This is a genomic window from Arthrobacter sp. 2RAF22, from assembly GCF_052115325.1.
Classification (GTDB): Bacteria; Actinomycetota; Actinomycetes; order Actinomycetales; family Micrococcaceae; genus Arthrobacter.
In genome coordinates this window covers 35,976-59,013 of record NZ_JBFRGL010000017.1, presented here as the reverse complement: position 1 = coordinate 59,013, position 23,038 = coordinate 35,976, and the positions used below count along the sequence as shown (strand labels likewise).

General features: G+C 64.2%; 25 protein-coding genes. 14 read left to right on the top strand and 11 right to left on the bottom strand.

Features of this window, described 5'->3' with window-relative positions; all coding sequences use genetic code 11:
• The first annotated feature begins 3 nt into the window (after positions 1-3).
• Together AB4068_RS13140 and AB4068_RS13135 are read left to right on the top strand one after the other, a co-directional pair.
• Positions 4-1,173, top strand: coding sequence for a pyridoxal phosphate-dependent aminotransferase (locus tag AB4068_RS13140; RefSeq protein ID WP_441433612.1), 1,170 nt, complete (start codon positions 4-6; stop codon positions 1,171-1,173).
• Positions 1,174-1,247: 74 nt separating this feature from the next.
• Positions 1,248-1,838, top strand: coding sequence for a TetR/AcrR family transcriptional regulator (locus AB4068_RS13135; protein WP_441433611.1), 591 nt, complete (start codon positions 1,248-1,250; stop codon positions 1,836-1,838).
• Positions 1,839-2,176: 338 nt separating this feature from the next.
• Here AB4068_RS13135 and AB4068_RS13130 read toward each other — a convergent pair whose 3' ends face one another.
• Entirely contained in the window at positions 2,177-2,401 is a 225-nt protein-coding gene (locus AB4068_RS13130) for a hypothetical protein (protein WP_306963576.1), read from the bottom strand.
• Between the two features lie 101 nt (positions 2,402-2,502).
• On the opposite strand from AB4068_RS13130, the gene gluQRS reads away from it, so the two are divergent.
• The 4 genes from gluQRS (at position 2,503) to AB4068_RS13110 (ending at position 6,237) form a co-directional block, all read left to right on the top strand.
• The gene (gene gluQRS, locus AB4068_RS13125; RefSeq protein WP_441433610.1) at positions 2,503-3,411 is read left to right on the top strand and encodes a tRNA glutamyl-Q(34) synthetase GluQRS; all 909 of its coding nucleotides are present in this window, start codon (positions 2,503-2,505) and stop codon (positions 3,409-3,411) included.
• Positions 3,412-4,428, top strand: a complete 1,017-nt coding sequence (locus AB4068_RS13120) for an NADP-dependent oxidoreductase (RefSeq protein WP_441433609.1) — start codon at positions 3,412-3,414, stop codon at positions 4,426-4,428.
• Positions 4,429-4,566: 138 nt separating this feature from the next.
• On the top strand, positions 4,567-5,694 hold the full coding sequence (locus tag AB4068_RS13115) for a serine hydrolase domain-containing protein (RefSeq protein WP_441433608.1): 1,128 nt from the start codon (positions 4,567-4,569) through the stop codon (positions 5,692-5,694).
• Positions 5,695-5,703: 9 nt separating this feature from the next.
• The gene (locus tag AB4068_RS13110; protein WP_441433607.1) at positions 5,704-6,237 is read left to right on the top strand and encodes an HD domain-containing protein; all 534 of its coding nucleotides are present in this window, start codon (positions 5,704-5,706) and stop codon (positions 6,235-6,237) included.
• A 27-nt stretch (positions 6,238-6,264) separates the two neighbouring features.
• Here AB4068_RS13110 and AB4068_RS13105 read toward each other — a convergent pair whose 3' ends face one another.
• The 9 genes from AB4068_RS13105 to AB4068_RS13065 all read right to left on the bottom strand — a co-directional run bounded on the left by AB4068_RS13105 (position 6,265) and on the right by AB4068_RS13065 (position 13,925).
• Positions 6,265-6,723, bottom strand: a complete 459-nt coding sequence (locus AB4068_RS13105; RefSeq protein ID WP_059388701.1) for a DUF1003 domain-containing protein — start codon at positions 6,721-6,723, stop codon at positions 6,265-6,267.
• 176 nt (positions 6,724-6,899) lie between these two features.
• Positions 6,900-7,046 (bottom strand): lmo0937 family membrane protein, encoded by a 147-nt coding sequence (locus tag AB4068_RS13100; RefSeq protein WP_113990647.1) that lies wholly within the window; start codon positions 7,044-7,046, stop codon positions 6,900-6,902.
• 171 nt (positions 7,047-7,217) lie between these two features.
• The gene (locus AB4068_RS13095) at positions 7,218-8,411 is read right to left on the bottom strand and encodes a type II toxin-antitoxin system HipA family toxin (protein WP_441433606.1); all 1,194 of its coding nucleotides are present in this window, start codon (positions 8,409-8,411) and stop codon (positions 7,218-7,220) included.
• Positions 8,408-8,641 (bottom strand): helix-turn-helix transcriptional regulator, encoded by a 234-nt coding sequence (locus tag AB4068_RS13090; protein ID WP_284991962.1) that lies wholly within the window; start codon positions 8,639-8,641, stop codon positions 8,408-8,410. The genes AB4068_RS13095 and AB4068_RS13090 overlap by 4 nt, the downstream gene beginning before the upstream one ends.
• Before the next feature lie 217 nt (positions 8,642-8,858).
• Positions 8,859-10,106, bottom strand: coding sequence for a low temperature requirement protein A (locus AB4068_RS13085; protein ID WP_441433605.1), 1,248 nt, complete (start codon positions 10,104-10,106; stop codon positions 8,859-8,861).
• A gap of 3 nt (positions 10,107-10,109) precedes the next feature.
• Positions 10,110-10,769, bottom strand: a complete 660-nt coding sequence (locus tag AB4068_RS13080; RefSeq protein ID WP_441433604.1) for a transmembrane-type terpene cyclase — start codon at positions 10,767-10,769, stop codon at positions 10,110-10,112.
• Positions 10,770-10,848: 79 nt separating this feature from the next.
• A complete protein-coding gene (locus AB4068_RS13075) occupies positions 10,849-12,174 on the bottom strand; it encodes an ATP-binding protein (RefSeq protein ID WP_332602890.1) in 1,326 nt (441 codons plus the stop codon).
• A gap of 93 nt (positions 12,175-12,267) precedes the next feature.
• Positions 12,268-13,017, bottom strand: coding sequence for an SDR family NAD(P)-dependent oxidoreductase (locus AB4068_RS13070; protein ID WP_441433603.1), 750 nt, complete (start codon positions 13,015-13,017; stop codon positions 12,268-12,270).
• Positions 13,014-13,925 (bottom strand): fumarylacetoacetate hydrolase family protein, encoded by a 912-nt coding sequence (locus AB4068_RS13065; RefSeq protein ID WP_441433602.1) that lies wholly within the window; start codon positions 13,923-13,925, stop codon positions 13,014-13,016. The genes AB4068_RS13070 and AB4068_RS13065 overlap by 4 nt, the downstream gene beginning before the upstream one ends.
• Before the next feature lie 144 nt (positions 13,926-14,069).
• On the opposite strand from AB4068_RS13065, the gene AB4068_RS13060 reads away from it, so the two are divergent.
• The 8 genes from AB4068_RS13060 to AB4068_RS13025 all read left to right on the top strand — a co-directional run bounded on the left by AB4068_RS13060 (position 14,070) and on the right by AB4068_RS13025 (position 22,103).
• Entirely contained in the window at positions 14,070-15,395 is a 1,326-nt protein-coding gene (locus AB4068_RS13060; RefSeq protein ID WP_441433601.1) for an L-fuconate dehydratase, read from the top strand.
• Between the two features lie 57 nt (positions 15,396-15,452).
• Positions 15,453-16,691: an ABC transporter substrate-binding protein gene (locus AB4068_RS13055; RefSeq protein WP_306973098.1), complete on the top strand. Its 1,239-nt coding sequence runs from the start codon at positions 15,453-15,455 to the stop codon at positions 16,689-16,691.
• Positions 16,692-16,764: 73 nt separating this feature from the next.
• The gene (locus AB4068_RS13050; RefSeq protein WP_441433600.1) at positions 16,765-17,724 is read left to right on the top strand and encodes a carbohydrate ABC transporter permease; all 960 of its coding nucleotides are present in this window, start codon (positions 16,765-16,767) and stop codon (positions 17,722-17,724) included.
• A complete protein-coding gene (locus tag AB4068_RS13045) occupies positions 17,717-18,616 on the top strand; it encodes a carbohydrate ABC transporter permease (RefSeq protein WP_441433599.1) in 900 nt (299 codons plus the stop codon). Before AB4068_RS13050 ends, AB4068_RS13045 begins: the two co-directional genes overlap by 8 nt.
• 72 nt (positions 18,617-18,688) lie before the next feature.
• A complete protein-coding gene (locus AB4068_RS13040) occupies positions 18,689-19,972 on the top strand; it encodes an alpha-L-fucosidase (protein ID WP_441433598.1) in 1,284 nt (427 codons plus the stop codon).
• 1 nt (position 19,973) lies between these two features.
• Positions 19,974-20,288 carry an L-rhamnose mutarotase gene (locus AB4068_RS13035; RefSeq protein ID WP_441433597.1) on the top strand — a complete coding sequence of 105 codons (315 nt, stop codon included), beginning with the start codon at positions 19,974-19,976 and terminating at the stop codon, positions 20,286-20,288.
• Complete coding sequence (locus AB4068_RS13030; protein WP_441433596.1) at positions 20,285-21,241, top strand: aldo/keto reductase; 957 nt, start codon at positions 20,285-20,287, stop codon at positions 21,239-21,241. Before AB4068_RS13035 ends, AB4068_RS13030 begins: the two co-directional genes overlap by 4 nt.
• Complete coding sequence (locus tag AB4068_RS13025; RefSeq protein WP_441433595.1) at positions 21,234-22,103, top strand: amidohydrolase family protein; 870 nt, start codon at positions 21,234-21,236, stop codon at positions 22,101-22,103. Before AB4068_RS13030 ends, AB4068_RS13025 begins: the two co-directional genes overlap by 8 nt.
• Here AB4068_RS13025 and AB4068_RS13020 read toward each other — a convergent pair.
• Positions 22,100-22,771, bottom strand: coding sequence for a FadR/GntR family transcriptional regulator (locus AB4068_RS13020; protein WP_284991975.1), 672 nt, complete (start codon positions 22,769-22,771; stop codon positions 22,100-22,102). The two genes, AB4068_RS13025 and AB4068_RS13020, sit on opposite strands and share 4 nt — an antisense overlap.
• Positions 22,772-23,038 lie beyond the last annotated feature (267 nt).

Genomic DNA, 23,038 nt, shown 5'->3' with positions numbered 1-23,038 from the left:
CTCATGACACTCGAGCCAGCCACCGCCGTCGCCGATTTCCAGCCCTCCGAGGCGGTGCAGCGCATCCAGCGCACATCGCTGCGGGTGCAGCAGCCCCAATCCAAGGGAGACCTCGTCTCCTTGGCGATGGGCGAGCCGGATTTCGACACGCCGGCCCAGGTTCGAGCAGCAGCCGCCCGTGCCCTCGAGGACGGCTTCACCCACTACTCGCCGTTGCTCGGCGAGCTGGTGCTTCGCGAGGAGCTGGCTGCCCGTATCGGCCAGCTCCTCGCCGGAGTGGCCAGCCCCGGCGACGTGCTCATCACGCAGGGCGGCACGGCCGGCCTGTCTGCGGCGATCCTTGGCATTGTCAACCCGGGCGACAAAGTGGTCATCCCGGACCCCACCTATTCCCTCTACGCGGACCTCGTCAGCATGGCCGGGGGCATCACCGTGCCGGTGCCGCTGGCCGATGACCTGCACTGGGACCTCGAAGCATTGGCCACCGCACTTGAAGGCGCCAGGATGTTCGTCTTCTGCAACCCCTCCAACCCCACCGGCATCGTGCACTCCCGCCGCGAACTCGAAGCCCTCGCAGACATGGTCGCCGGAACCGACACCCTGATCCTTTCCGACGAGGCCTACAGCGATCTCGTCTACACGCCCGAACCCTTCACTTCGGCACTGGAAATCGAAGCCCTGGCCGGCCGGACCATCTACTGCCAGACCTTCTCCAAGAGCTATGCCATGACCGGATGGCGCGTCGGCTACCTCTGGGGCCCGTCCGAGGTCATCGCCTCCGCCGCCCGGATCCACAACACCTTCAACGGCTCCATGAACCAGGCCGTGCAATACGCGGCGCTCACCGCCCTCAAGACGTGCGGCCCCGACATCGAACGCATGCACGCTTCCTATGCGTTGCGCAGGGAGCTCATGGCCACCGGTCTCCAGCAGATTCCGGGTCTTACGGTCAGCTCGCCGGAAGGTGCGTTCTACCTTTTCCCCAAGTACGACGTCGAGCTGCCGGCAGCCGCGATGGTCGCCCACCTTCGCAATCACGGCGTCGCCGTCCGTCCCGGCAGCGAGTTCGGCCGGAACGGCGAGTTCCACTTGCGCTTGTCCTACGCCGCCAGCTCCGAGGCGATAACCGCCGGTGTGGAGCGCTTGGCGGCCGGTCTGGCCGAGCTCCGGTGAGTGCCGCGGACGTGGCCAGCGTTGCGCCCGCCGCTCAGGCGATACGCTGGGATCTGACACGGAAGGGGGCGCCCATGCGCAGCGACACCCAACGCAACCGCCGCCAGCTGGTGCGGGCCGCCGGGAAGCTCTTCGCCAAGGCCAAGGGCCCGGTGAGCATGACGGACATCGCCCGCGAAGCCGAGATCTCTCCCGCGACCGCGTATCGACATTTCGCCTCGGTGGAGGACGTCCTGGCCGCATTCCGCTTCGGTGTTGGCGAGAAGCTGCGCGATTTCAGCGTTGCGCAGACCACGTCCGGGGTGGAACTGCTGGAAAGCGTCAGCCGGCACTGGGTGGGTCTCGTCATCAAGCATGGCGGTTCCATGGTCCACACCCGTTCCGGCGAGGGGTACCTGGCCCGTCTTCGCTCCGGCGCGTACTACCTGACCATCCAGGCCGAGGCTTTGGAACGGCCGCTCCGCGAGGCCTGCGAGGAACTCGGGCTCCCACCTCTCGGGGACGAAGCCATGTTCCTGTGGAACATCCTCTTCGACCCCCGGGAAATTTTCGATCTGCTCAACACCGTCGGCCTGGACAAGGACCAAGTGTCCAGCAAGCTTTGTGCTGCGCTCCGTGGCGCGATGGCCGCGTGGGCAGCTGCGGAGCCAACTTCGGCAAAGTGACCACATCCTGATCGCCTTCCGTCGAGGAACCGGTCAGATTGACCAGTGACGGTTGAGTCCGTTGCGCCAGTTGTAGTGTTCCTGTTGAAATAGTGGCAACAAGGGGAAGGGCTACCGCCGGACCCCACAGGCTACGGATCCCCCGGCACACCACCCGGCCACCCGGAACACCGTCCCGCAAAGACGCAGCCGCTGATTGACTCTTGTTCACGCATCGTCTTTCCGCACCCCGCCGGCGTCGCCATGAAGGGTGGCCGGCACCACCATAAGAGCCCCTGAGCCACCGAACGCGTTGCGGTAGCTGAGGGGCTCTTGTGCTGCCGCGGAATGTGGTTGGTTCAAAGGGGCTGAATCGACACCGCGACAAAGGCGTATTCATCTTGGGAGGCGGCGGTCCACTCGACGTCCACTAGATCACCCGCCTTGAGGGACCTGTATCCCCCTGATTGCTCGATGACCGAGAAATGCGCGAAGCATTTCTTCCCGTCGGGAAGAATAAGTTCGCCCCAACCTTCTTCGGCTTTCCAGAAGCAAACCATCGCCTTGGCTCGAGCTGAGTTCAACGTTGGTCCTCTCTTTGGAAACTAAAGGTACCCAATTCTCCCAGCGGCCCCGACCTCCCCGGAATCCTGCAGGCACGCCCGGCGGCGCATAGTCTTGTGCCATGACTTCCGCTGGCCGCTTCGCTCCGAGCCCCTCCGGCGAGCTTCACGTGGGCAATCTGCGCACGGCCATGCTCGCCTGGCTCTTCGCTCGTTCCACGGGCCGCGCCTTCCTGCTGCGCGTGGAGGACCTCGACCGGGCTCGGGCCGGCGCCGAGGAAGTCCAGCTCCGCGATCTTGGGGCCGTCGGCGTGACGTGGGACGGCGCCGTCGTCCGCCAGACGGACCGTTCCGGCCTGTACAACGACGTGATCGAGCGGCTCGCGGACGCAGGGCTGACGTATGAATGCTTCTGCACGCGACGCGAGATCCAGGATGCTCCGTCCGCCCCGCACGCGCCACAAGGCGCTTACCCGGGCACGTGCAGGAACCTTTCGACGGCGGAGCTCGAGATCCGCCGGGCCTCCCGCCCTGCCGCCATCCGGCTCCGCGCTGAAGCCCACGAATGGACTGTGGAGGACAGGCTGCACGGTTCATACACGGGCGTCGTCGACGACTTTGTGCTCCGCAGGAACGACGGCGTCACTGCCTACAATTTGGCCGTGGTGGTGGATGACGCGGCACAGGGAGTGGACCAAGTGGTCCGCGGAGACGACCTCCTGTCCTCCACACCCCGCCAGGCCTATGTGGCCTCCTTGTTGGGCATTGCCGTTCCGGAATACGCCCACGTCCCCTTGGTGCTGAATCGCGACGGCGCCCGCCTGGCCAAGCGCGACGGCGCGGTGACGCTCGGCGACCTTGCCGCCGTCGGGCTGTCTGCCGCGGAGGTGCGGGACGTGATCTTGGAATCGCTCGGCTTGCCGGGAGGGCCGCTTGGCGAGGCCTTGGATGGATTTGATCCGGCCCGATTGCCACACGGGCCATGGATATGGAATGGCATTCAGCAATCAACCCTCCGGAAAGGGGCCTAAGTGCTCGCCTATGTGCTGACCCGCTACGGCGGCGCCGACGCAATGGAGCTGCAGGACGTCCCCAGGCCGGTTGCCGGTCCGGGCGAGGTCCTGGTCAGGGTGTTTGCCGCGGGACTCAATCCCGTGGACTACAAGCAACGTGAAGGTGCAGTTCGGGTGATCACCAGGCCAAGGCTGCCCTTGGTGGCTGGAAGCGAACTGGCCGGGATCGTGGAAGCTGTAGGCCCGGGCGTCACCCGCTTCGCCACGGGAGACCGGGTGTTTGCCCGCGTGGACAAGACCCTGCTGGGCGCTTTTGCCGAACACGCCGCCGTCCACGAGGATTTCGTGGCGCTCATGCCAAGGTCGCTCAGCTACACCGAGGCCGCGAGCCTTCCCTTGGCGGGCCTCACCGCGTTGCAGGCACTGCGCGACGAGCTCGAGATCAAGCCCGGGACCAAGCTGTTCATTTCCGGGGGCGCGGGCGGAGTGGGAACCCTTGCCATCCAGTTGGCCAAGTACTTTGGCGCCGAGGTGACCACCACTGCGTCTCCCCGTGGGGAAGAGTTGGTGCGGCGGCTCGGGGCGGACGCCGTCGTCGACTATACGAAGGAGAACCTGGCCGAAGTGCTTCATGGCTTCGACGCCGCGCTGGATCTCGTGGGCGGCGAAACGCTGGACCAGACGTTCAAGATCCTCAAGCCGGGCGCGAAGGTGGTCAGCATCGCGGGGATGCCCGAACCGCAGACGGCCCTGAAGGACCTTGGGGCCCCGGCCTGGATGACCGTGCTGTTCTGGGCGGTCAGCCTCGGAATCCGGAGCCGCGCCCGTGAAGCCAACGTCCGGTACCGCTACCTTTTCATGCACCCCAGTGGCGAAGACTTGAAGTTCCTGTCACGCCTCGTTTCCGACGGAAAACTGAAACCGGTGGTGGATAGCAGCTATCCGCTCGAAAAGATCGCCGACGCTTTCGCCGCGCTGGAGCAGGGACGCGCCAAGGGCAAGATCGTGGTGACCATGGACACTCGCGGCAGTTAGGGGGCGCGGAAGGTGGGCCCATTCTGCCGGGTTCCCTGGCCGAGCTAGCGAGGTTAGTGGGCGGAAGGTGGGCCCATTCTGCCGGGTTCCCTGGCCGAGCTAGCGAGGTTAGGGGGCTGAAGGGATTAGGCTGTCCGGGTGGATGCACAGACGATTGCCCCTGGATTCGAACCGGTAGCCGAACTCTTTGGCCGTTTCCTCAGCGAGGACCCGGAATATTCAGCCCAGCTTGCGGCCTACCACCGCGGCGTCAAGGTATTGGACATCAGCGGCGGCCCGCACCGCCGCCCGGATTCGGTAACCGGTGTTTTCTCCTGTTCCAAGGGAGTGTCCGGGCTGGTCATCGCGCTTTTGGTCCAGGACGGCTTCCTGGACCTTGACGCTGAAGTGGTCAAGTACTGGCCGGAATTCGGCGCCGAAGGAAAGGCCACCGTTACCGTGGCCCAGTTGTTCTCCCACCAGGCCGGTCTTCTGGGAGTCGAAGGCGGACTCACCCTCGAGGAATACAACAACTCCGAGCTGGCCGCCGCCAAGCTCGCGCAGATGCGGCCGCTCTGGAAGCCCGGGACCGCATTCGGGTACCACGCCCTGACCATCGGCGTCTTCATGGAGGAGCTTTGCCGAAGGATCACCGGGTCCACCCTCCAGGAAATCTACGAACAACGCATCCGTTCGGTCACGGGCGCCCACTTCTTCCTGGGACTGCCTGAGTCCGAGGAGCCCCGCTATGCCACCCTCCGTTGGGCCGAGGACCCCTCCCAGCCGTGGATTGATCCCGCGAGCCATTTCGGACTTTCGGCCAACTCGGCGGTGGGGGACATCCTTGACCTGCCCAACATCCGCGAGGTGCGCGCCGCCGGCCTGAGTTCCGCCGCCGGGGTCGCCAGCGCCGAAGGCATGGCCCGCGTCTACGCTGCGGCACTCACCGGACTTGCCGCCGACGGCGACCGGCCCGCCGTCGCGCCCCTCCTCAGCGAAGAGACCATCCAGGCTGTCTCGGCCGAGCAGGTTTTCGGCATCGACCGCGTGTTCGGCGAGACCAGCTGCTTTGGGACCGTGTTCATGAAATCGCATGCACGCTCGCCATACGGGAGCTACCGGGCGTTCGGGCACGACGGCGCCAGCGCATCTTTGGGATTCGCTGACCCCGTGTATGAACTCGCTTTCGGGTACGTGCCGCAACAGGCCGAACCCGGCGGAGCCGGATGCCGCAACCTCGAACTGAGCGCCGCCGTGCGGAAGGCAGTCACCGAACTGGCTCAGTAGGATGAAGCCATGACCGAACCGAGATTCACCGTTGAAACAGCCATGGTCCTTGCCGAAGTGGCGCACAATCGCCAGAAGGACAAGCTGAAGCGGCCTTATCGCGAGCACGTGCTGGCTGTAGGGGATGCGCTCGCCGATTTCGACGACGACATCCGGATCGCTGGCTACCTGCACGACATCGCCAAGGACACACCGATTACCAAGCAGGCGCTGCTCGACATGGGCGTTTCCGAACGTGCCGTGGGCATCATCGAACGCGTAACCCGCCGCTTCCAAGATGACTCGGACAACGATGAAGCCGTGGTCCTGCACATCGCACAGGACCACGATGCCACCCTGGTCAAGATCGCCTGCAACGCCCACAACTCCGTGCCGGAGCGCGTGCGGGCTCTCGCCGAGAAATGGCCGGACAAGGCGCCCACCACTCGCTACGCAGACGCCCGGGAAGTGCTTTACAGGGCTGTGCCCCGTGGCGAAATCCACTTGGTCCTGCAGCGCATCAACCCGGATCTCCTGTCCGAAATGGACCGATTGGCCGACTAGCGGTCCGACTCGGCAGTTCCCCCCTACCTAAGGTTTGGTCGGGTCATCCTGTATCGGGCTGGCTGCGGACGCCGAGCTGCTGGTGGATGCGGTGACTTCCGCCAAGACCCGCTGGTGGATCTGGGCGGTGAGCTCGTGAATCGCACGCGTGAGGTCGGTGTTCTCTTCGAGCAGATGCTCCTGGGCATTGTAGTCATGGTCCGCCTTCACCTGTTGGAAAGCCGCTTGGCGGTTCTGTCCGATCATGACGAAGGTCGAGAGGAAGATCGCTTCGAGCGAGACGATCAGAGTCAACGTCGGCCACGGACTCTGCTCGAACACGAGCATCCACACAGCGAAAAGCAGAATGTGCAGGTAGACGAAATTCATCGATCCGGCGAAGGCCGTAATTGCATCCGCGACTCGAAGCTGAATGCTTGCGGCCCGGCGCTCGGCCTCCGCCAGGACCGATGGGTGGAGCTTTTCCCGCTCGCTTTGAGAGAGCAACCGTGTAGGTCTCAGATACGAGCGTGAATGCGGAAGAGTGCCCGTGGTGGATGTCGATTGGTGTCCGGCCTGCTGTGCCATACGTTCAATCCCTTGGCTCGCGGCGAGCCCATCTCGCCTCTGAGAGCGAGCCTAGCGTCGCCATGCGCTTGAACCTAGGACCGAACGCCCGGTACTTAGGCGCGGGATCTTCCCCGGAGGAAGTGGAAGATCAGGACGATCACGGCAATGACCAAAAGCAGGTGAATGAACCCGCCGCCGATATTGCCGATAAAGCCGAGAAGCCAGAGAACAGCGATAATGATGGCTATCCAAAGCAACATGAGGGTCTCCCTTTTGTGTACGAATGGAAATGCTGACTCCGCGCTCCGCTGGTCTGCGGGCCGCGCAGATACCGTTTGGTGCCCTTACTTTATGCCACGATCGGGTTGGTGTTAACGGGTACGCAATAAGCGATAGTTCGACTGCCGCTTTGACGCCCGGTGCAGGGAAATCTACCCGCCCATCAACCTTCGCCGATGCTTTAGCTCCTTGATCCAGTCCCTCGTCTGCAGCGGCCCGAAAGGCGAGGCGCCGGCGTCGAGCTCTGCGATGAGCGGGCCCGAGGCCGTGAGCGCGAGTCCCAAAATTCCTTCCGCTGCGCGCTCCGTCAGGCCGAGCTTCGCGGCCCAGGCAAGGAAGTGCTTACGGGAGATTCCACTCTTCTTGCCGCCGATGCCCAGAGCGAGCGTCTTGTCCCCGTAGACCACTGTGGAGGGGATGTCGTAGACCGGGGCAACGGTGTATTCGCCCTGCGGCGACTGAAGCATGGACACGTTCTTCGCATGCAGGTCGCCGTTGCCGCTCAGCCAGGCGAAAGCCAGCTGGAGGCCGAGGTTCCGCAAGGCAGGGAGTGGTGCGGAACAGTGTGCCGCCAGCGCCGCGCAAACCTCGCCGAACGGCACGCTGTACTTGTCCGCGGGGTACAGGCCCAGCACTTGGGCTCCGTCCTCGACGGCGAGGCGCACGGGAGCGCCGTCGGCTCCGGTGAGGCGATCGAAACGCTCGACGAGCAGCCCCGCCCGCCCGCCGACGTCGTGCACCAACTGCACGCTGCTCAACGGTATCCGGAGCTTGCGGGCAAAACGGAACATGAGGAACTCGTTTTCCACCACGAACGGGAACTCGGGAGCATTGAGCTTGAGGATGAAGCGCTTGCCAGCTTGCGCTACCGGGAGCGAAATCATCCCGGCCGATAACTTGTCCTGCACCCCCGCCAGCGCCACTGGGTCGATGAGGCCCGAATCGCCGAGCAGCGCATCGAAGTCGAGCGGCAGCTTCGAGTCGAGCACGACGGCGGAGCCTCCTTCCGTGGGCGGCTCGCCGTGGGGGACCGTCTGGACATCGCCCACGGCGTCCCCGCCCGCGCCCATGAGGAGCGCGAGTTCGTCGTCGGCGCTGGCCTTGACCGCCCGGCGCAGGGAATTCAGGCGGCGGCCTTCCGGGAGGAGGCCCGTGAAATAGGGCGGAACCGCGCCGCTCGGGGTGAACACTGCTTCACGCGTCAGCGGGAGCGTCGTGGCAACGGCCGGACCGCCTGAGTCGAGGTACCGCGGCAAGTAGCTGAACTTGGTGCCGCCTTCATGCCGCTCGATGCGCGCGGCCAGGACGCCTTGCTTGTAGACGTCGGCGATGCGGTGGAAGGTCATGGCAGCTTGGATTGCTTGCCCGCGGGTTGCACCTTGAGCTCAAGGCCCAGAGTGCCGAGGACCGCAAGGAGTGGTTCCAATTGGACCGTGGTCTTCCCCTGCTCCACGAACCGGACGAATCGCTCCGAGACTCCTGCGAGGTCTGCGAGGTCGGACTGGCTCAGGCTCAGGGAGCCGCGGCGGGCACGGACCTTGGCGCCAAGGGACTCGGTGAATTCCCTGGAGGACATGTCCATCCTTCCTCGCCTTTTTGTGGGCATGCGCGTTGTCCGCGCTCCGGTACGTTCGTGCCGGTTTCACCATTTTCCGCCTCCATGGGAAGCGAATCAAGGGTCGATCGCTGGGAATCGGTACGTTCGTGCCGATGTGCCGCGCCGCGGCATCGTGGGTGCAGGCCGTTCGCTGCGTTCCGGTACGGCGGTTTGGGGCCAGGACCCACGATTTCGCCTAGGTGGCCGGGTGTGCCCCCAGCCTTTCCAGCGCAGCTTCCCGGCGTGCCGCCCCGCGCCTTTCGTCGATCACGATCGAGAGGGCCAGAGCCGCCACAATGACCATCATGCAGACAGGAACAGAGACGTCCAGGGGGGCCAGGCCCACACTGCCGCAAAGCAACACGACCACGAGGGCCGTGACCCCGAGGAGCGCGCGGTCGAAACCCAGCAGGTAGCCGTAGAGCGAACTCAGGGCTACCTTGAACAGGGCCACCGGGACGGCGATGGTGGCCACTACAACGGTGGCGCTGATGAGGGCAGCATGATCAATGAAGAGCGCGGCCACATGAAGTCCGCCACCAGTAGCGGCGATTGACCCAAAGATGAACATGTGGCCGTATCCGAAGGCGAATGCCCGGTGCCGTTGGTGATGCAGGGCGTGGCCAGCCGGGAGGATGAAGTAGATCCACCACATTCCAAAGGCCAGCCCGGTCCCGCCGAGACCCACGAGGGCTGCGTCAACAGACCAGCCATGAAGGGCCACGATTGCCCGAAGGGATTCGATGGCTCCGATCAGGCACTCGCCCAAGGCGATGATCGCCAGGAGTCCGTAGCGTTCCGCGATGTGGTGCGCGTGCCACGGTGTCTTGGCTTTGCGCTCGGCGATGGTCGGCGTCGCCATTTCCAGCAGGAAGAGCGGGGCAGCCATGAGGAAATTCGTCAGGATGTCGGCGTGGACAATCAGCACCACCACCCAGCCGATCTGTGCCACCACCAGGAACTTCGCGTAGGTGAGGCAAGCGCTTCTGCGCTCCGGATCCTGCTTCGCCGCGCGTAGCCACTGAAAAACCAACGCCAAGCGCATGATGATGTAACCCAGCACCATGGTCGAGTTGTCCACGCGGTGGCCTTCGTCGAGCGATTGGAACATCGGCTCGATGCCCATGGCAAGGATGAGCACACCCACCATCTGCACCATGGTGACAACCCGGAAGACCCAGTCGTCAGTGTCGTAGGCGCTGGCAAACCACGAGAAATTGATCCAGGCCCACATGACGGCGAACATCGCGAAGGTGAAGCCGATCAACCCGGAGCCGAAACGGGCCTCGGCCAGCTCATGAGCGAACTGGCTGCCGGCCACCCCGAAGGCGATGACAAAAGTGAGGTCAAAGAAGAGTTCCAGGGGTGTGGCGGTGCGATTCAGCTCCTGGGGATCGCGCCCGCCCATGCGCGACAATGCATGGCGCAATGGATTCATGGACATGGTTCAGGGTACCGCCGGGAGGCCCCCGGAGTCCCGATCCCTGGAGAGGGCGCCGGGGTTCCTCTTGGCCCACAACAGCAGCCCGATGTACGTCAGGTCGAAAATGCTGCACAGGACGCCAATGCCCAGGATGAACAGTGAATTCTCGAGCACCCCGAAGCTGATCGTTGGCGCGAGGGTTCCGATCCACTTGGCCACAGCGATCACCAGGGACTGGCCCCGCAAGCTGCGTCGGGCAGCGAACATCGCAATAAACAGGCCGGACATCAGGAGATTCTGCAGGAATGCCGCGTACCGGGAGGCCGGATCCCAATCGAACTCGGTGATGAACAGCCACTGCACCGCGAACGACGCCAAGCCCAAGAGAGCCGCCCACCCGATGAACAGCGGCCGTGTGACAAATCCGGGAAGTTCCCGCCTGCCGAACGCGAAGAACGTGTACACAATCGCGACGTCGGCCAACGCCCAGGCAATGTTGATGACGCCCTGCACGGAGAGCCATGTGCTGAGCGAATGCACCGAGTAGATGACTTCCCACGCGAAGTTCAAACCCAGTGCCGCCGCCGGGATCGCGTACGTCTTATCGCGAAACCCGATCCGGATCGCGCAAATGTAAACCGTAGTCCAAGCGACCCCGCTCAGGATGGTCAGAAACAGGTTCACGGTTCCTCCTTCTCCAACGCGGGGTCACTTACGGCCCATCCGGGGCCCCAACATGGGCCGTAAGTGACCCCGCGTTGCTCTAAACCCGGGCGAGAGAGTCGATGTCCTCGAGGAAGTCTTGGTGGACTTCGTCGCTGACGGTGGTGCGGGTGTCGGCGATCGCGTCGAGATAGTCCTGCGTGACTGGTCCCTTGCGGGCGTTCGACGCCGGTGCGGGGCCCCCGGAGGAGGCGCCTTCACCGGGAGCGTCGGCTGTGTAGACGGCTTTTTCCAGGGCACGCTGGGAGGCGCTGCGTGCCGCGTACTCTATGTCCGCGGGGGAGAAGCCCTCCGTCCGCGACACCAGCAAGGCCACGTCCACCGAGTCCACCACGCTGGCCGGGATGAATCGCTGCCACATGGCCTCGCGGGCATGGACGTCCGGCAGCCCGATGGGGATGACGTAGTCGAAGCGGCCGTGGCGCAGGAAGGCGGTGTCCAGTGCGCGGATGAAGTTGGTGGCGCACACCAGGAGGCGGCCCGGCTGTTCGCGGAAGGCCGGGATGATCTTGAGGAGTTCATTGGTGACGCCCTGCAACGGCGACGGCGGCTCACCGGACCGCTGGGACGCGATCTCCTCCACCTCGTCGATGAACACAACCGCGTGCTCCAGTTCGGCGATTTCCAGGAACGTCTCCCGAAGCGCGCCGGCCAGTCCCTTGGGATCGGAGGCCAGGCGGGAGGGGAAGACCTCCACGAACGGCCATTCGAGCCGGGACGCGATCGCTTTCGCAAAGGTCGTCTTGCCGGTCCCGGGAGGGCCGAAGAGCACGACGGCGCGCGGCGGCACCACGCCGAATTGGTCGGCGAGGTCAGCCTCGGCAAGGGGTAGGACCAGACGGCGTTCCAGCAGCTCCTTTTCGCGGCGCATTCCGGCGACGTTTTCCCACAGGTCCCGGGCCAGGATCCGGCCGCCGAGCTGGCTCAACGGCTCGAGTTCCTGGCGCTGCACCGGGATGGTCCGCTCAAAATAGTGCAGGTTTTGCTTGAGCAGGAAGCCGCGGCCCAGGAACGCCTCGACTCGGGTTTCGGACTCGGGCATGAGCGCCGAGAGCTTGTTGAGCCCGTGCGGAGTCATCCGGTTCTCGACGGCGGCCAGCAGCGAAGTGCCGATCCCGCGTCCACGGAATTCGGGCAGCGTGGCCAGGAAAACGATCCAGCCCTGGTCATGGGCCGCACGTCCGACGGCGGCACCAACCACCTGCTCGCCCTGCACCGCCACCACCGCGTGGTCCTTCTCGCATGAAGCAAGGACCTCGGAGAGCGCATAGACAGGGTCCACGTTGTCGGCTTTGAGCGACTCCCAAAGGTGCAGTATCCCGTCCATGTCCGAGGAATGGAAGTCCCTGATGCGCCAATTGCTCATGCCTGCTCCTTGGTGGATCGCCATCGATTGCCTGGTGTTGAGCATAGGCGAACCGGTGGTGGAGAGGGGTTGCGCGGGCGTTGCGTTACGTAGCTATCCCACCGGGCGCAACCGCAGCCCCTGCATGCCGCCGTCGATCGCCAGGGACGTGCCCGACGTCGAGCCGGACAGCGGGCTTGCGAGGTAGGCGACGGCGCCGGCCACCTCGGCGGCCTCCACGAGACGGCCGTGTGGCTGTCGGGCGTTGAGGGCAGTGCGTTCGGCGGCGGGATCGGCGGAGGATTCGAGCAGCCTGCCTACCCATGGCGTGTCCACCGTGCCGGGGTTGACGCAGTTGACGCGGATCCCTTCGCGGACGTGGTCGGCCGCCATGGCCAGCGTGAGGGACAAGACTGCGCCCTTCGACGCCGAATACAAGGCCCGCTGCGGCAGCCCTGCCGTCGCGGCGATGGAGCACGTGTTCACGATCGCGGCCGCGGGCGATTCGCGCAGGTACGGCAGAGCCGCACGGCTGACGCGGGCGATGCCCACCACGTTGATGTCGAGTACGCGGTGCCATTCGGCGTCGTCGTTTGCAGAGATGTCCCCTTGTGCGCCGATCCCTGCGTTGTTGACCACCACGTCGAGCCGGCCGAACTTCCGGACGACGGCGTCGACGGCGGAGCGCACCGAGGCGTCGTCGGCCACGTTGCATTCGACGCCGAAATGCGGGGTCCCGGAGGGGTTGAGGTCGAGCACGGCGACCTGCGCCCCGCCGTCGGCGAGCCGGTCCGCGATCGCCGCGCCGATGCCGGACGCCCCGCCGGTGACCAGCGCTACGAGTCCCTCGAACTCGGTGCTCACCGCGTTGCCTCGTCAGTGCCTACTGAAGCAAGCGAAGCTGCGTGGGCTCTGTAGAACTCCTGGCGCTGGCGGCCGAGCCCTTCCACTTCAAGCTCCACCACGTCGCCGGGCTGGATGTACGGGAAGCGACCAGAGAGCGCCACGCCTTCCGGAGTGCCGGTGAGGATGACGTCGCCGGGCTCCAGGACCATGTACTGGCTGAGGTGGTGGACCACGGTCAGCGCGTCGAAGATCATGTCCGAAGTGTCCGACGATTGGCGGATCTCGCCATTGACCCAGGTGCGCAACGCGAGGTGTCCGGCGTCGAGCCCATCCGCGGGAACCAACCAGGGGCCGAGGGGAGTGGACTGCGGAAGGGACTTGCCCTTGGTCCACTGGCCCGCGGCGCCGGGCAGTTGGTAATCGCGCTCGGAGAGATCATTGGCGACGACGTAGCCCGCGATGCAGTCCGCGGCCTCGTCCGTGCTGGAAAGGTATGACGCTTCGCGACCGATCACGATTCCGAGTTCCACCTCCCAGTCGTACTTTTCCGACGACGGCGGGATGGGCGCGGCGTCGAACGGGCCACTGACCGTGTTGCTTGGCTTCAGGAACACCACGGGTGATTCCGGGGGCGTTGCTCCGGATTCGGCCGCGTGGGCCGTGTAATTGAGGCCGATGCAGACGACGTTGCCGGGCCGGGCGATGGGTGAACCGATCCGGAGTCCTTCGGCAGAAATCTCGGGAAGATTGCCGGCATCAAGGGCTTCGCGGGTGCGTGCGATGCCGTCCGTGGCGAGGAACTCTCCGTTGATGTCCTTCGTCAGCGGGTCAAGGCTGAAGTACTTTTCGGTGCCGTTGGCGTTTTGGGCGATGACAACCGGCTTTTCATTTCCGGCAGTGCCCAGCCGGGCGAATTTCATGTTCATGTATTCCTCCGTGCTCTGGCTCTAACATCCGAGCTCTAGTCTGCTGTTGCTCTCCATAATACGGAAATGTGACCCATTGACAATGCAGACATCGGATGTTTACGCTCTTCCCAGCAAACTACCTGCTGCCAAGCAAGGAGCACAATGAGCGTCATCACCGCGGTGGACACCTTCGATATCCGTTTTCCCACCTCCCTGGAACTGGACGGATCGGATGCCATGAATCCGGATCCGGACTATTCGGCGGCATACCTGGTGATCCGCACCGACGCCGGCGACGGTCACGAGGGCCACGGTTTCGTCTTCACCATCGGGCGCGGCAACGAGGTGGAGGCAGTGGCTATCGAGGCACTCCGCCACCACATCCTGGGCCGCAACGTCGAGGAACTGCTCGGCGACATGGGCGGCACCTGGAAGCTCCTGGTCCACGATTCCCAACTCCGTTGGCTTGGCCCCGAAAAGGGCGTGATGCACATGGCGATCGGCGCCGTCGTCAACGCCCTGTGGGACCTCAAAGCCAAGCGGGCCGGACTGCCTCTCTGGGAGCTGCTTTCCCGGATGAGTCCGGAGGAGATTGTGGCGCTCGTGGACTTCCGGTACCTCAGCGATGCGCTCACGCCGGAGGACGCGCTGGGGATAGTGCGGACGGCGGAGCCGGGGCGCGCCGCCCGCAGGGCAGCACTTCTCGCGGAAGGATACCCCGCATACACCACGACGCCGGGCTGGTTGGGTTACAGCGACGACAAACTTGTGCGGCTGGCCAAGGAAGCCGTTGCAGACGGTTTCGGCCAGATCAAGCTCAAGGTGGGGGCCTCGCTGGAAGACGACATCCGGCGCGTCCGCACGGCCCGCAACGCTGTGGGGCCTGGTATCAAGATCGCCGTGGACGCGAACCAACGCTGGGACGTCCAGGAAGCGATTGACTGGATGGCGCATTTGGCTCCCTATGACATTGCCTGGATTGAGGAACCCACCAGTCCGGATGATGTCCTCGGCCATGCCGCGATTGCCCGGGGCGTGGCGCCGATCCCCGTGGCCACGGGTGAGCATGTCCAAAATCGCGTGATGTTCAAGCAGATGCTGCAGGCCGGATCCTTGCAGGTCTTGCAACTGGATGCGGCGAGGGTGGCGGGAGTGAACGAGAACATCGCCATCCTCCTGCTCGCGGCGAAGTTCGGCGTCCGCGTCTGCCCACATGCAGGTGGAGTCGGCCTCTGCGAGGCCGTCCAGCACTTGTCGATGTTCGATTTCGTGGCGGTATCCGCCGACAAGGATGGTCGGATGATTGAGTTCGTCGACCATCTGCACGAGCACTTTGTCACTCCGGTGGATGTCCACGACGGCTCGTACTGGCCGCCGTCGGCACCCGGTGCCGGCAGTGAAATGGTCGGCGGCACGTTGGCCGGCTACAGCTTTCCCGATGGCCCTGTGTGGGCCGCGGGATCCCCTCCTTTGACTCCCCAGCAATAACCTTTATCGAAATTCCTCGAAAGCACAGTTCCCTACTGAAAGCACGTGGTGAAAGATATGCGCAAAGAAGCGTTGGTGGCAGGTGCCTTGGCACTGGGCCTCATTGGACTCACAGGCTGCGGGGGCAGCTCGTCCGGCAGTACCGCAGACGGCAAGACCGCCATGACGTGGGCCATGTGGGTCGGCGGCACGGAAGACCAGAAGAACTGGGAGAAAGTTGCCGATGACGTCAGCAACACGTTGGGCGATGTGAAGATCACCCTGCAGGGTTCTACCTTCCAGGACTACTTCACCAAGATGAGCACCCAGCTCAGCTCGAACACAGCCCCGTGCCTGGTGGCGGTCCAGAGCCTGCGGACAGCGCAGCTCAAGGATGGCATGCTGCCGCTCGATGACCTGGTGAAAAAGAACAACCTGGATTTGAGCGCCTTCGACTCCTCCATGATCAAGGGGCTCAGCGCCGACAACAATCTGTACGCCCTGCCGTATGACGTGGGCCCCGTGATGATGTTCTACAACAAGGACATGTTCGACGCCGCGGGCGTGCCGGTCCCGAAGGCGGGCTGGACGGCCGACGAGTTCGTGGCAGCCGCGAAGAAGCTGACGGCCAACGGCAAACATGCGATCGCACCGAACACGGCCGATCTCTTCGTTGAATCGCAAGTCCTCGCCTACAACGGCGGACGCGTCTTGAAGGAAGACGGCACCATGGACGCGAGCGATCCGACCTTCGCCAAGGGACTCCAGTGGGTTTCCGACCTGACAAGCAAGGAGAAGGTCTCCCCCGAACTGCCCGGCGGCGACACGGCATTCAGCGCCAATGAATTCATGGCCGGCAATACCGCGATGAGTATCGACGGTCCGTGGTCCCTGCTGGACGTCAAGGCCAAAGCCAAGTTCAAAGTCGGCGTCACCACCCTTCCCGCGGGCCCTGGCGGCGGGAAGACGTTCAGCGCCGGCTCCGGCTGGGGCATCTCCAAGCAATGCGCTACTCCGGACAAGGCCTTTGCCGCCCTCAAGGAAATGACCGGCGACAAGGTCCTGGGGAATCTGGCGGCAGCCGGGCGCGCACTGGCCGCACGCACCGCCCAGCAGACAAAGTGGATTGACAACGCGGGCATTCCCGGAGTCGCGGAGACCCTTAAGAGCGCCGAGGCCACGGCAGTGCCGATGCCAAGCAACACCAACAGCGACCAACTGGGCCAGCTTTTCAACCAGTACCTCGTCAAATCCATCAATGGACAGCAGAGCGCAGCGGATGTCATGAAAGACATTGCGGCCCAGCTGCCCCGATGATCAGTGTGATGCCTGCCTGGCAGTGCCCGACTAACAGCCGGGCAGGCACGCACTCTTCGCAAAGGAATGAGAAATGACACTACTCAAGCCCGCAAAGGCGCCGCTTCCTGAAGCAACGGCTGCCACCGTCAGTGGGAAGGCGAAGGCCGAACCGGATGCCCAGCTCGGCCGGAGGACAATGTGGGGACCGGCCTTTGCCCTGCCGCATGGCCTCGGTCTCGCGATCTTCACGCTGCTGCCGATCGTTGTTTCCCTCGTCATCAGCTTCTTCCGCTGGCCGCTCCTGGGAACCCCGAGTTTCCTCGGCCTGGGCAACTACGAGAAGCTGTTCAGCGATCCGATCTTCGGGCAGGTTGTCGGGAACACCGTGTTGTTCGTGGTCCTCTATGTGCCCCTGAACCTGGTTGTTTCCCTCGGCCTTGCCGCGTGGTTGACTCCGCGCATCAAGGGGCGCCACATCTTCCGGGTCATCTTCTTCATTCCTTCTATCACCCCGGTGGTGGCCAACGTCGTCGTCTGGAGGATGCTGTACCAACCCGGTGGATTCATTGACGGCACCCTGCAAAGCGCCACGGGAATTTCAGCGCCGAACTTCCTCGGAGACGAACACTGGGCAATGATGGCCATTGTCGTCATGAGCGTGTGGCAGGGGTTCGGCTACAACATGCTGGTGTTCTCCGCCGCCTTGGACGCAGTTCCTGAGAACCTCACCGAAGCGGCCGCAATCGATGGCGCCAACGCCTGGACCATCTTCTGGCGCATCAAGCTCAAGCTCATTTCGCCGTCCATCTTCTTTGGCACGATGATGACCCTCATTACCTCGTTGCAGGTCTTCGCCCAGCCGTTCATCCTCACCAAGGGAGGGCCGGGTTCGGCCACCTCGACGATCGTCCTCTATATCTACAACCAGGGTTTCCAGTTCCACCAGCTCGGCCTGGCATCCGCGGCTGCTTGGATCCTGTTCGTCATCATCCTCGGCGTGACGGCAGTCCAGTTCCTCGGACAAAAGAAGTGGGTCCACTACGATGCTTGAGACAACCAGCCGGATACGCCCCCTCACCGCCCGTCCCCGTGGCTCCGGAGAGCCCGGAAGACGATGGACCACGAGGATCCGGCCCGCCATCGGATACGTGATCCTTTGCCTTATCGCGCTGCTCTTCCTGTCGCCGCTCATCTACATGTTTGCGACATCGTTCAAACCCCCTGCTGAGATCTTCAGCGTCCCGCCGAAGTTGTTCGGCTCGGAATTCCGGTGGCAGAACTACCAGGAGGCCCTGAACTACATGCCGTTCCTGCGCTTCATGGGCAACGGACTCTTGGTTTCGGCCGCTGGAACGGCACTCACCCTGGTGGTTTCCGCTTTCTCCGGCTACGCCTTCTCCCGGCAGCGCTGGCGGGGACGGAACCTGGTTTTCATGGTGTTCCTCGCAACGCTGATGATCCCCCAAGAAGTCCTGATTGTCCCGATGTTCGTCATGATGCAGAAGGTGGGCTGGGTGAACACCTTCCAGGCGCTCATTGTGCCCTGGGCGTTCACGGCATTCGGTGCCTTCCTGCTCCGGCAGTTCTTCCTTGGCGTACCCCAAGAACTCGACGACGCGGCCAGGGTGGACGGCGCGGGAACCCTGAGGACCTTCCTGTTGGTCATGCTTCCACTGGCTAGGCCCACCATGGCCGTCCTGGCGGTCTTCAGCTTCATCAGCTACTGGAACTCGTTCCTCTGGCCATTGGTAGTGATCAACGACGTCAACAACCTCGGCACCATCCCGTTGGGGCTCCAGATGTTCTTCGGCCAACAGGGCAATCAGTGGCACCTGGTCATGGCCGCCTCCGTGATCTCAATGGCTCCCACCCTTCTGCTGCTGATCCTCCTGCAGAAACACCTCGTCAAAGGCATCGTCACGAGCGGCTTTGGCGGACGCTGACGCGTTACCTCCAGGGCCGCACAACACTCAACAACCCAAAGACCCGCAACAACCTTGAAGGAGTAACCACCCATGATCGCCCAAGCACCTTGGTTCACGGAGTCCCGGTTCGGTATGTTCGTCCACTGGGGCTTGTACGCCCTGCCGGCCCGGCACGAGTGGGTCATGAATCGCGAACGTATTCCTGCCGAGGAATATGAGAAGTACTTCCAGCACTTCAACCCGGATCTCTACGATCCGCGGGAATGGGCCCGCGCGGCGAAAGACGCCGGCATGAAATACGTGGTGCTGACCACCAAGCACCACGAAGGCTTCTGCCTCTGGGATTCCGCACTCACCGACTACAAATCCACCAAGACTCCGTCCGGGCAGGACCTCGTGGCCCAGTACGTCGAAGCGTTGCGGGAATTCGGCCTGAAGGTCGGTTTCTACCACTCCCTCATTGACTGGCACCACCCGGATTTCACCATCGACGGGTTCCACCCCGAACGCGACAACCCCGAGGCCGAAAAGCTCAACGAGGGCCGCGACATGGCCCGCTACCGCGAATACCTCCATGGCCAGGTGCGCGAGCTGCTGAGCAACTACGGCCAGATCGACTACCTCTTCTTCGACTTTTCCTACACGAGCGAGGACCACAAGCACATCTGGGGCGGAAAGGGCCGCGACGCGTGGGGGTCCGTGGAACTCTTGAAGATGGTCGGGGAACTTCAACCCGGCATCATCGTCAACGACCGCCTGGACATTCCTGGCGACTTCGCCACGCCGGAGCAGTACCAGCCTTCCGGGCCCATGGTGGTGGACGGCGTCGAAGTGCCGTGGGAAGCATGCCAAACCCTCAACGGCAGCTGGGGCTATGACCGGGACAACTTGGACTACAAGTCCGTGGACTTGCTGGTGCGCATGCTTGTGGATGGGGTGTCCAAGGACGGCAACCTGCTCCTCAACGTTGGCCCCACGGCCCGCGGCAATTTCGATCCCCGGGCCGTGGAGTCCCTCCGCGGCATCGGCGACTGGATGAAGCTGCATTCCCGGGCCATCTACGGAGCTGGACCCGCTGCGTGGACCGCGCCTGCCGACGCCCGGTACACACGCCGCGGTGACCGGCTTTACGTCCACTTGTTTGCGTGGCCGTTCGAATACGTCCATCTCCCCGAACTCGCCGGCAAAGTGGAATACGCCCAACTGCTCAACGACGCCTCCGAAGTCGCGATGCTGGAGATCGCACCGGACCGGGCGGCAATCAACACCACTCCTGGCGGACAACCAGCGGGTACCCTGACACTGAAGCTGCCCGTCCAGCGACCGGACGTGGCGGTGCCCGTCGTCGAACTCTTCCTGAAGCCCGGGGTGTAGTGTGCCGGAAACCATTGCCCTGCACACCCGGCTCAAGCCGGGTGCCGAGCAGGACTACGCGGAAGCTCATGCGGGGATCCCCGCCGAACTCGTCGCCGCCTTGAAAGAGGCCGGAGTGGGCAATTGGCGGATCTGGCGCAGCGGCCAGGAGCTCTTCCACCTTGTTGAGGTGGAGGACTACCAAGCCATGCGCCGGGCGCTCGCGGACCATCCGGCGAATGTCCCGTGGCAGGCCCGCATGGCGGAGATGCTGGAAGTCCAGGACGACTATTCCGGCAATGACTCCGGCATCCCCTTGGTATGGGAGCTGGTATGAGCGGCACGTCGTGGGATGGCGCGCTGGGCAAGCTCGGCTTCGGCGCCGCCGGTATCGGCAACCTGTACCGTGCCATGCCGGACGCCCAGGCCGCCGCCACCGTCAAGGCGGCCTGGGACTCGGGGGTCCGCTACTTCGACACCGCGCCGCACTACGGCTTGGGGCTCTCCGAGCGCAGGCTTGGTGCGGTGCTCAGGGAGAAACCACGCGGTGAGTTCACTGTGTCAACCAAGGTGGGCCGGCTGCTGGTGCCGAACGCCGTGGGATTCAGCGCGAAGGACGACGAAGGCTTCGACGTCGCAGCAACGAGCAAACGCCAATGGGACTTCTCAGAAGCGGGGATCCGCCGGAGCATCGAGGAATCGCTCGAACGGCTCGGCCTGGACCACGTGGACATCGCCTACCTGCACGATCCTGATGTCCACGACCTCGCCAAGGGAATCGACGAAGCGCTGCCTGCCTTGGAAAAGCTGCGCGCGGACGGCGTGGTGAAGGCGATCGGCGTCGGGACCAACTCGGCGGAAGCTGCGCTCGAATGCGTCGAAGCGGCCGATCTGGACCTGCTGATGCTCGCCGGCCGATATACCTTGCTAGAGCAGCCCGGCGTTCCGCTCCTGGACCGCTGTGTGGCGCGCGGCACCGGCGTCGTGAACGTGGGCGTCTTCAATTCCGGCCTGCTGGCGAGGCCGGACGTACCCGAGGACTCGCATTACAACTATGCGCGTGCCCCGCGCGCACTGGTGGAGCGCGCACGGGCGCTCGCCGGCTTGTGCCGCGGGTTCGGGGTGGAGCTCCCGACGGCGGCACTCCAGTTCAGCCTGCGACACCCGGCCGTTGTGAACGTGACGGTGGGGGCCAGCAGTCCGGAGCAAGTGTCAGCAAACGCGGCCCGGATGAATGAGGATGTGCCGGAAGAACTGTGGGCGGCTTTGGCGGGTGTGCCGGGTGATTGATTCGCACCTGCACCTGTGGGACCTCGGGCCGGATCCAGCCGGCGGTGGTCCGAGTCCGTACGCGTGGCTTGGGCCGCAGCACGGCGGACTCTTCCGTAGCTACGGCGAGGCTGAGGCACGGAAAACCCTGGATGGCGCTGGCGTCGATGGAGCGGTGCTCGTCCAGGCTGACGACACCGTTTTGGATACTGAGTCCATGCTCGCCGTCGCCGACCGCAACGCTTGGGTACTCGGCGTCGTGGGCTGGATTCCCCTCGATAAGCCGGCCGAAGCGGAGCAGGAGCTGGAACGGTTCCTCCGGAACCCCGCGTTCCGGGGCGTGCGGCACTTGGTCCACGACGATCCGCGGGACGATTTCCTCGAATTGCCCGCGGTCCGCGATTCCTTGCGCATGCTCGCCGGCCACGGATTGGCGTTCGACGTCCCGGACGCCTTTCCGAGGCACCTCGGTAGTGCGGTCCACCTCGCCCGGGAGCTGCCGGAGCTGACCATGGTGCTGGATCATCTCGGGAAGCCGCCGATGGCCGATCCTGCGGCGATGGACGTGTGGCGAGCGGATTTCCGCGCCTTGGCTGAGCTGCCCAACACGGTGGCCAAGGTGTCCGGCCTGCACTTGCCGGGCGTCCCGTACACGGCGGAGGCCTTGCGTCCGCTGTGGGATGAAGCGCTCGAAGCTTTCGGTCCTGGACGGCTCATGGTCGGCGGCGATTGGCCCGTCAGTACCTTGGGTGCGCCGTACGGACGAACCCTCGGAGTTCTTCTGGAACTCGCCGAGGAGCTCACTTCGGGTGAGCGGGCGGAGTTTCTTGAGGGAACCGCCGTGCGGACGTATGGGCTTCAAAAGCGAAGCATCGCGAACTAAAGCGCCTGGCGCAACCAGCTCTCGACGCCGCTGATGTGGACGGTCACAAGTGCCCGGACCAGCTCGGCGTCGCCACGTTCCAAGGCGTCCGCGATGGCCTTGTGCTCCGCAAGGGTGTGCGCCACGGCTTTTTCCTGGGTCAAGCCGCGCCAGATGCGCGCCCGGACGGTGCTGCTGGAGAGGGCTTCGAGTAGGCCGGCGAGGTAGTCGTTTCCGGCGGCCTGGGTGATGATGCCGTGGAATTCGAGGTCGTGGGCCACGAGTTCTTCGACGTCGGTGTTCTCGTCGATCCCGTCCATCGTGGCGCGCAACGCCGTGAGTGCCGTGGGAGTGATCTTGCCTGTGGCGATGAATGCGGTGGCGGGCTCCAGGATTCGTCGGACCTCAAAGAGTTCCAGGATGGAACGGTCCTGGTGGAGATCGACGACGAATGCCACTGCTTCATTGAGCAACTTGGCGTCGAGGCTGGTGACGTAGGTGCCGTCCCCACGCCGCACGTCGAGGACACGGATGAGTTCGAGCGCTTTGACGGCCTCGCGCAGGGAGCTTCGCGAGAGGCCGAGCCGCTCGCTCAGTTCCTTCTCCGGCGGAAGGCGGTCCCCGGCCTTGAGTTCGCCGCGGATCAGCATGTCCTTGATCTTGCCGATCGCTTCATCTGTGACAGCCATGGCTACATCCTAACGGCGAATGATCCGATGTCTGGCACCCAACTACCTCGCAGTTGTTGCCGTTATGAGGCTCCAAAATGACAACAAATGCGTGGGCCCACGCCGCCAGGGTTCCCTGGCCGTGGGGCCACACCGGCGAGGGCCCCGGCCTGAGCTTGCGAAGGCTGGGAGCCGGTGGGGACTTGCGAGGCGAGGGTGGCGGTGGGGATCAGTTGGGGGGGCACGACGGCGGCACCCGGGTTCCGCGCGAACGGAACCGCGGGTGCC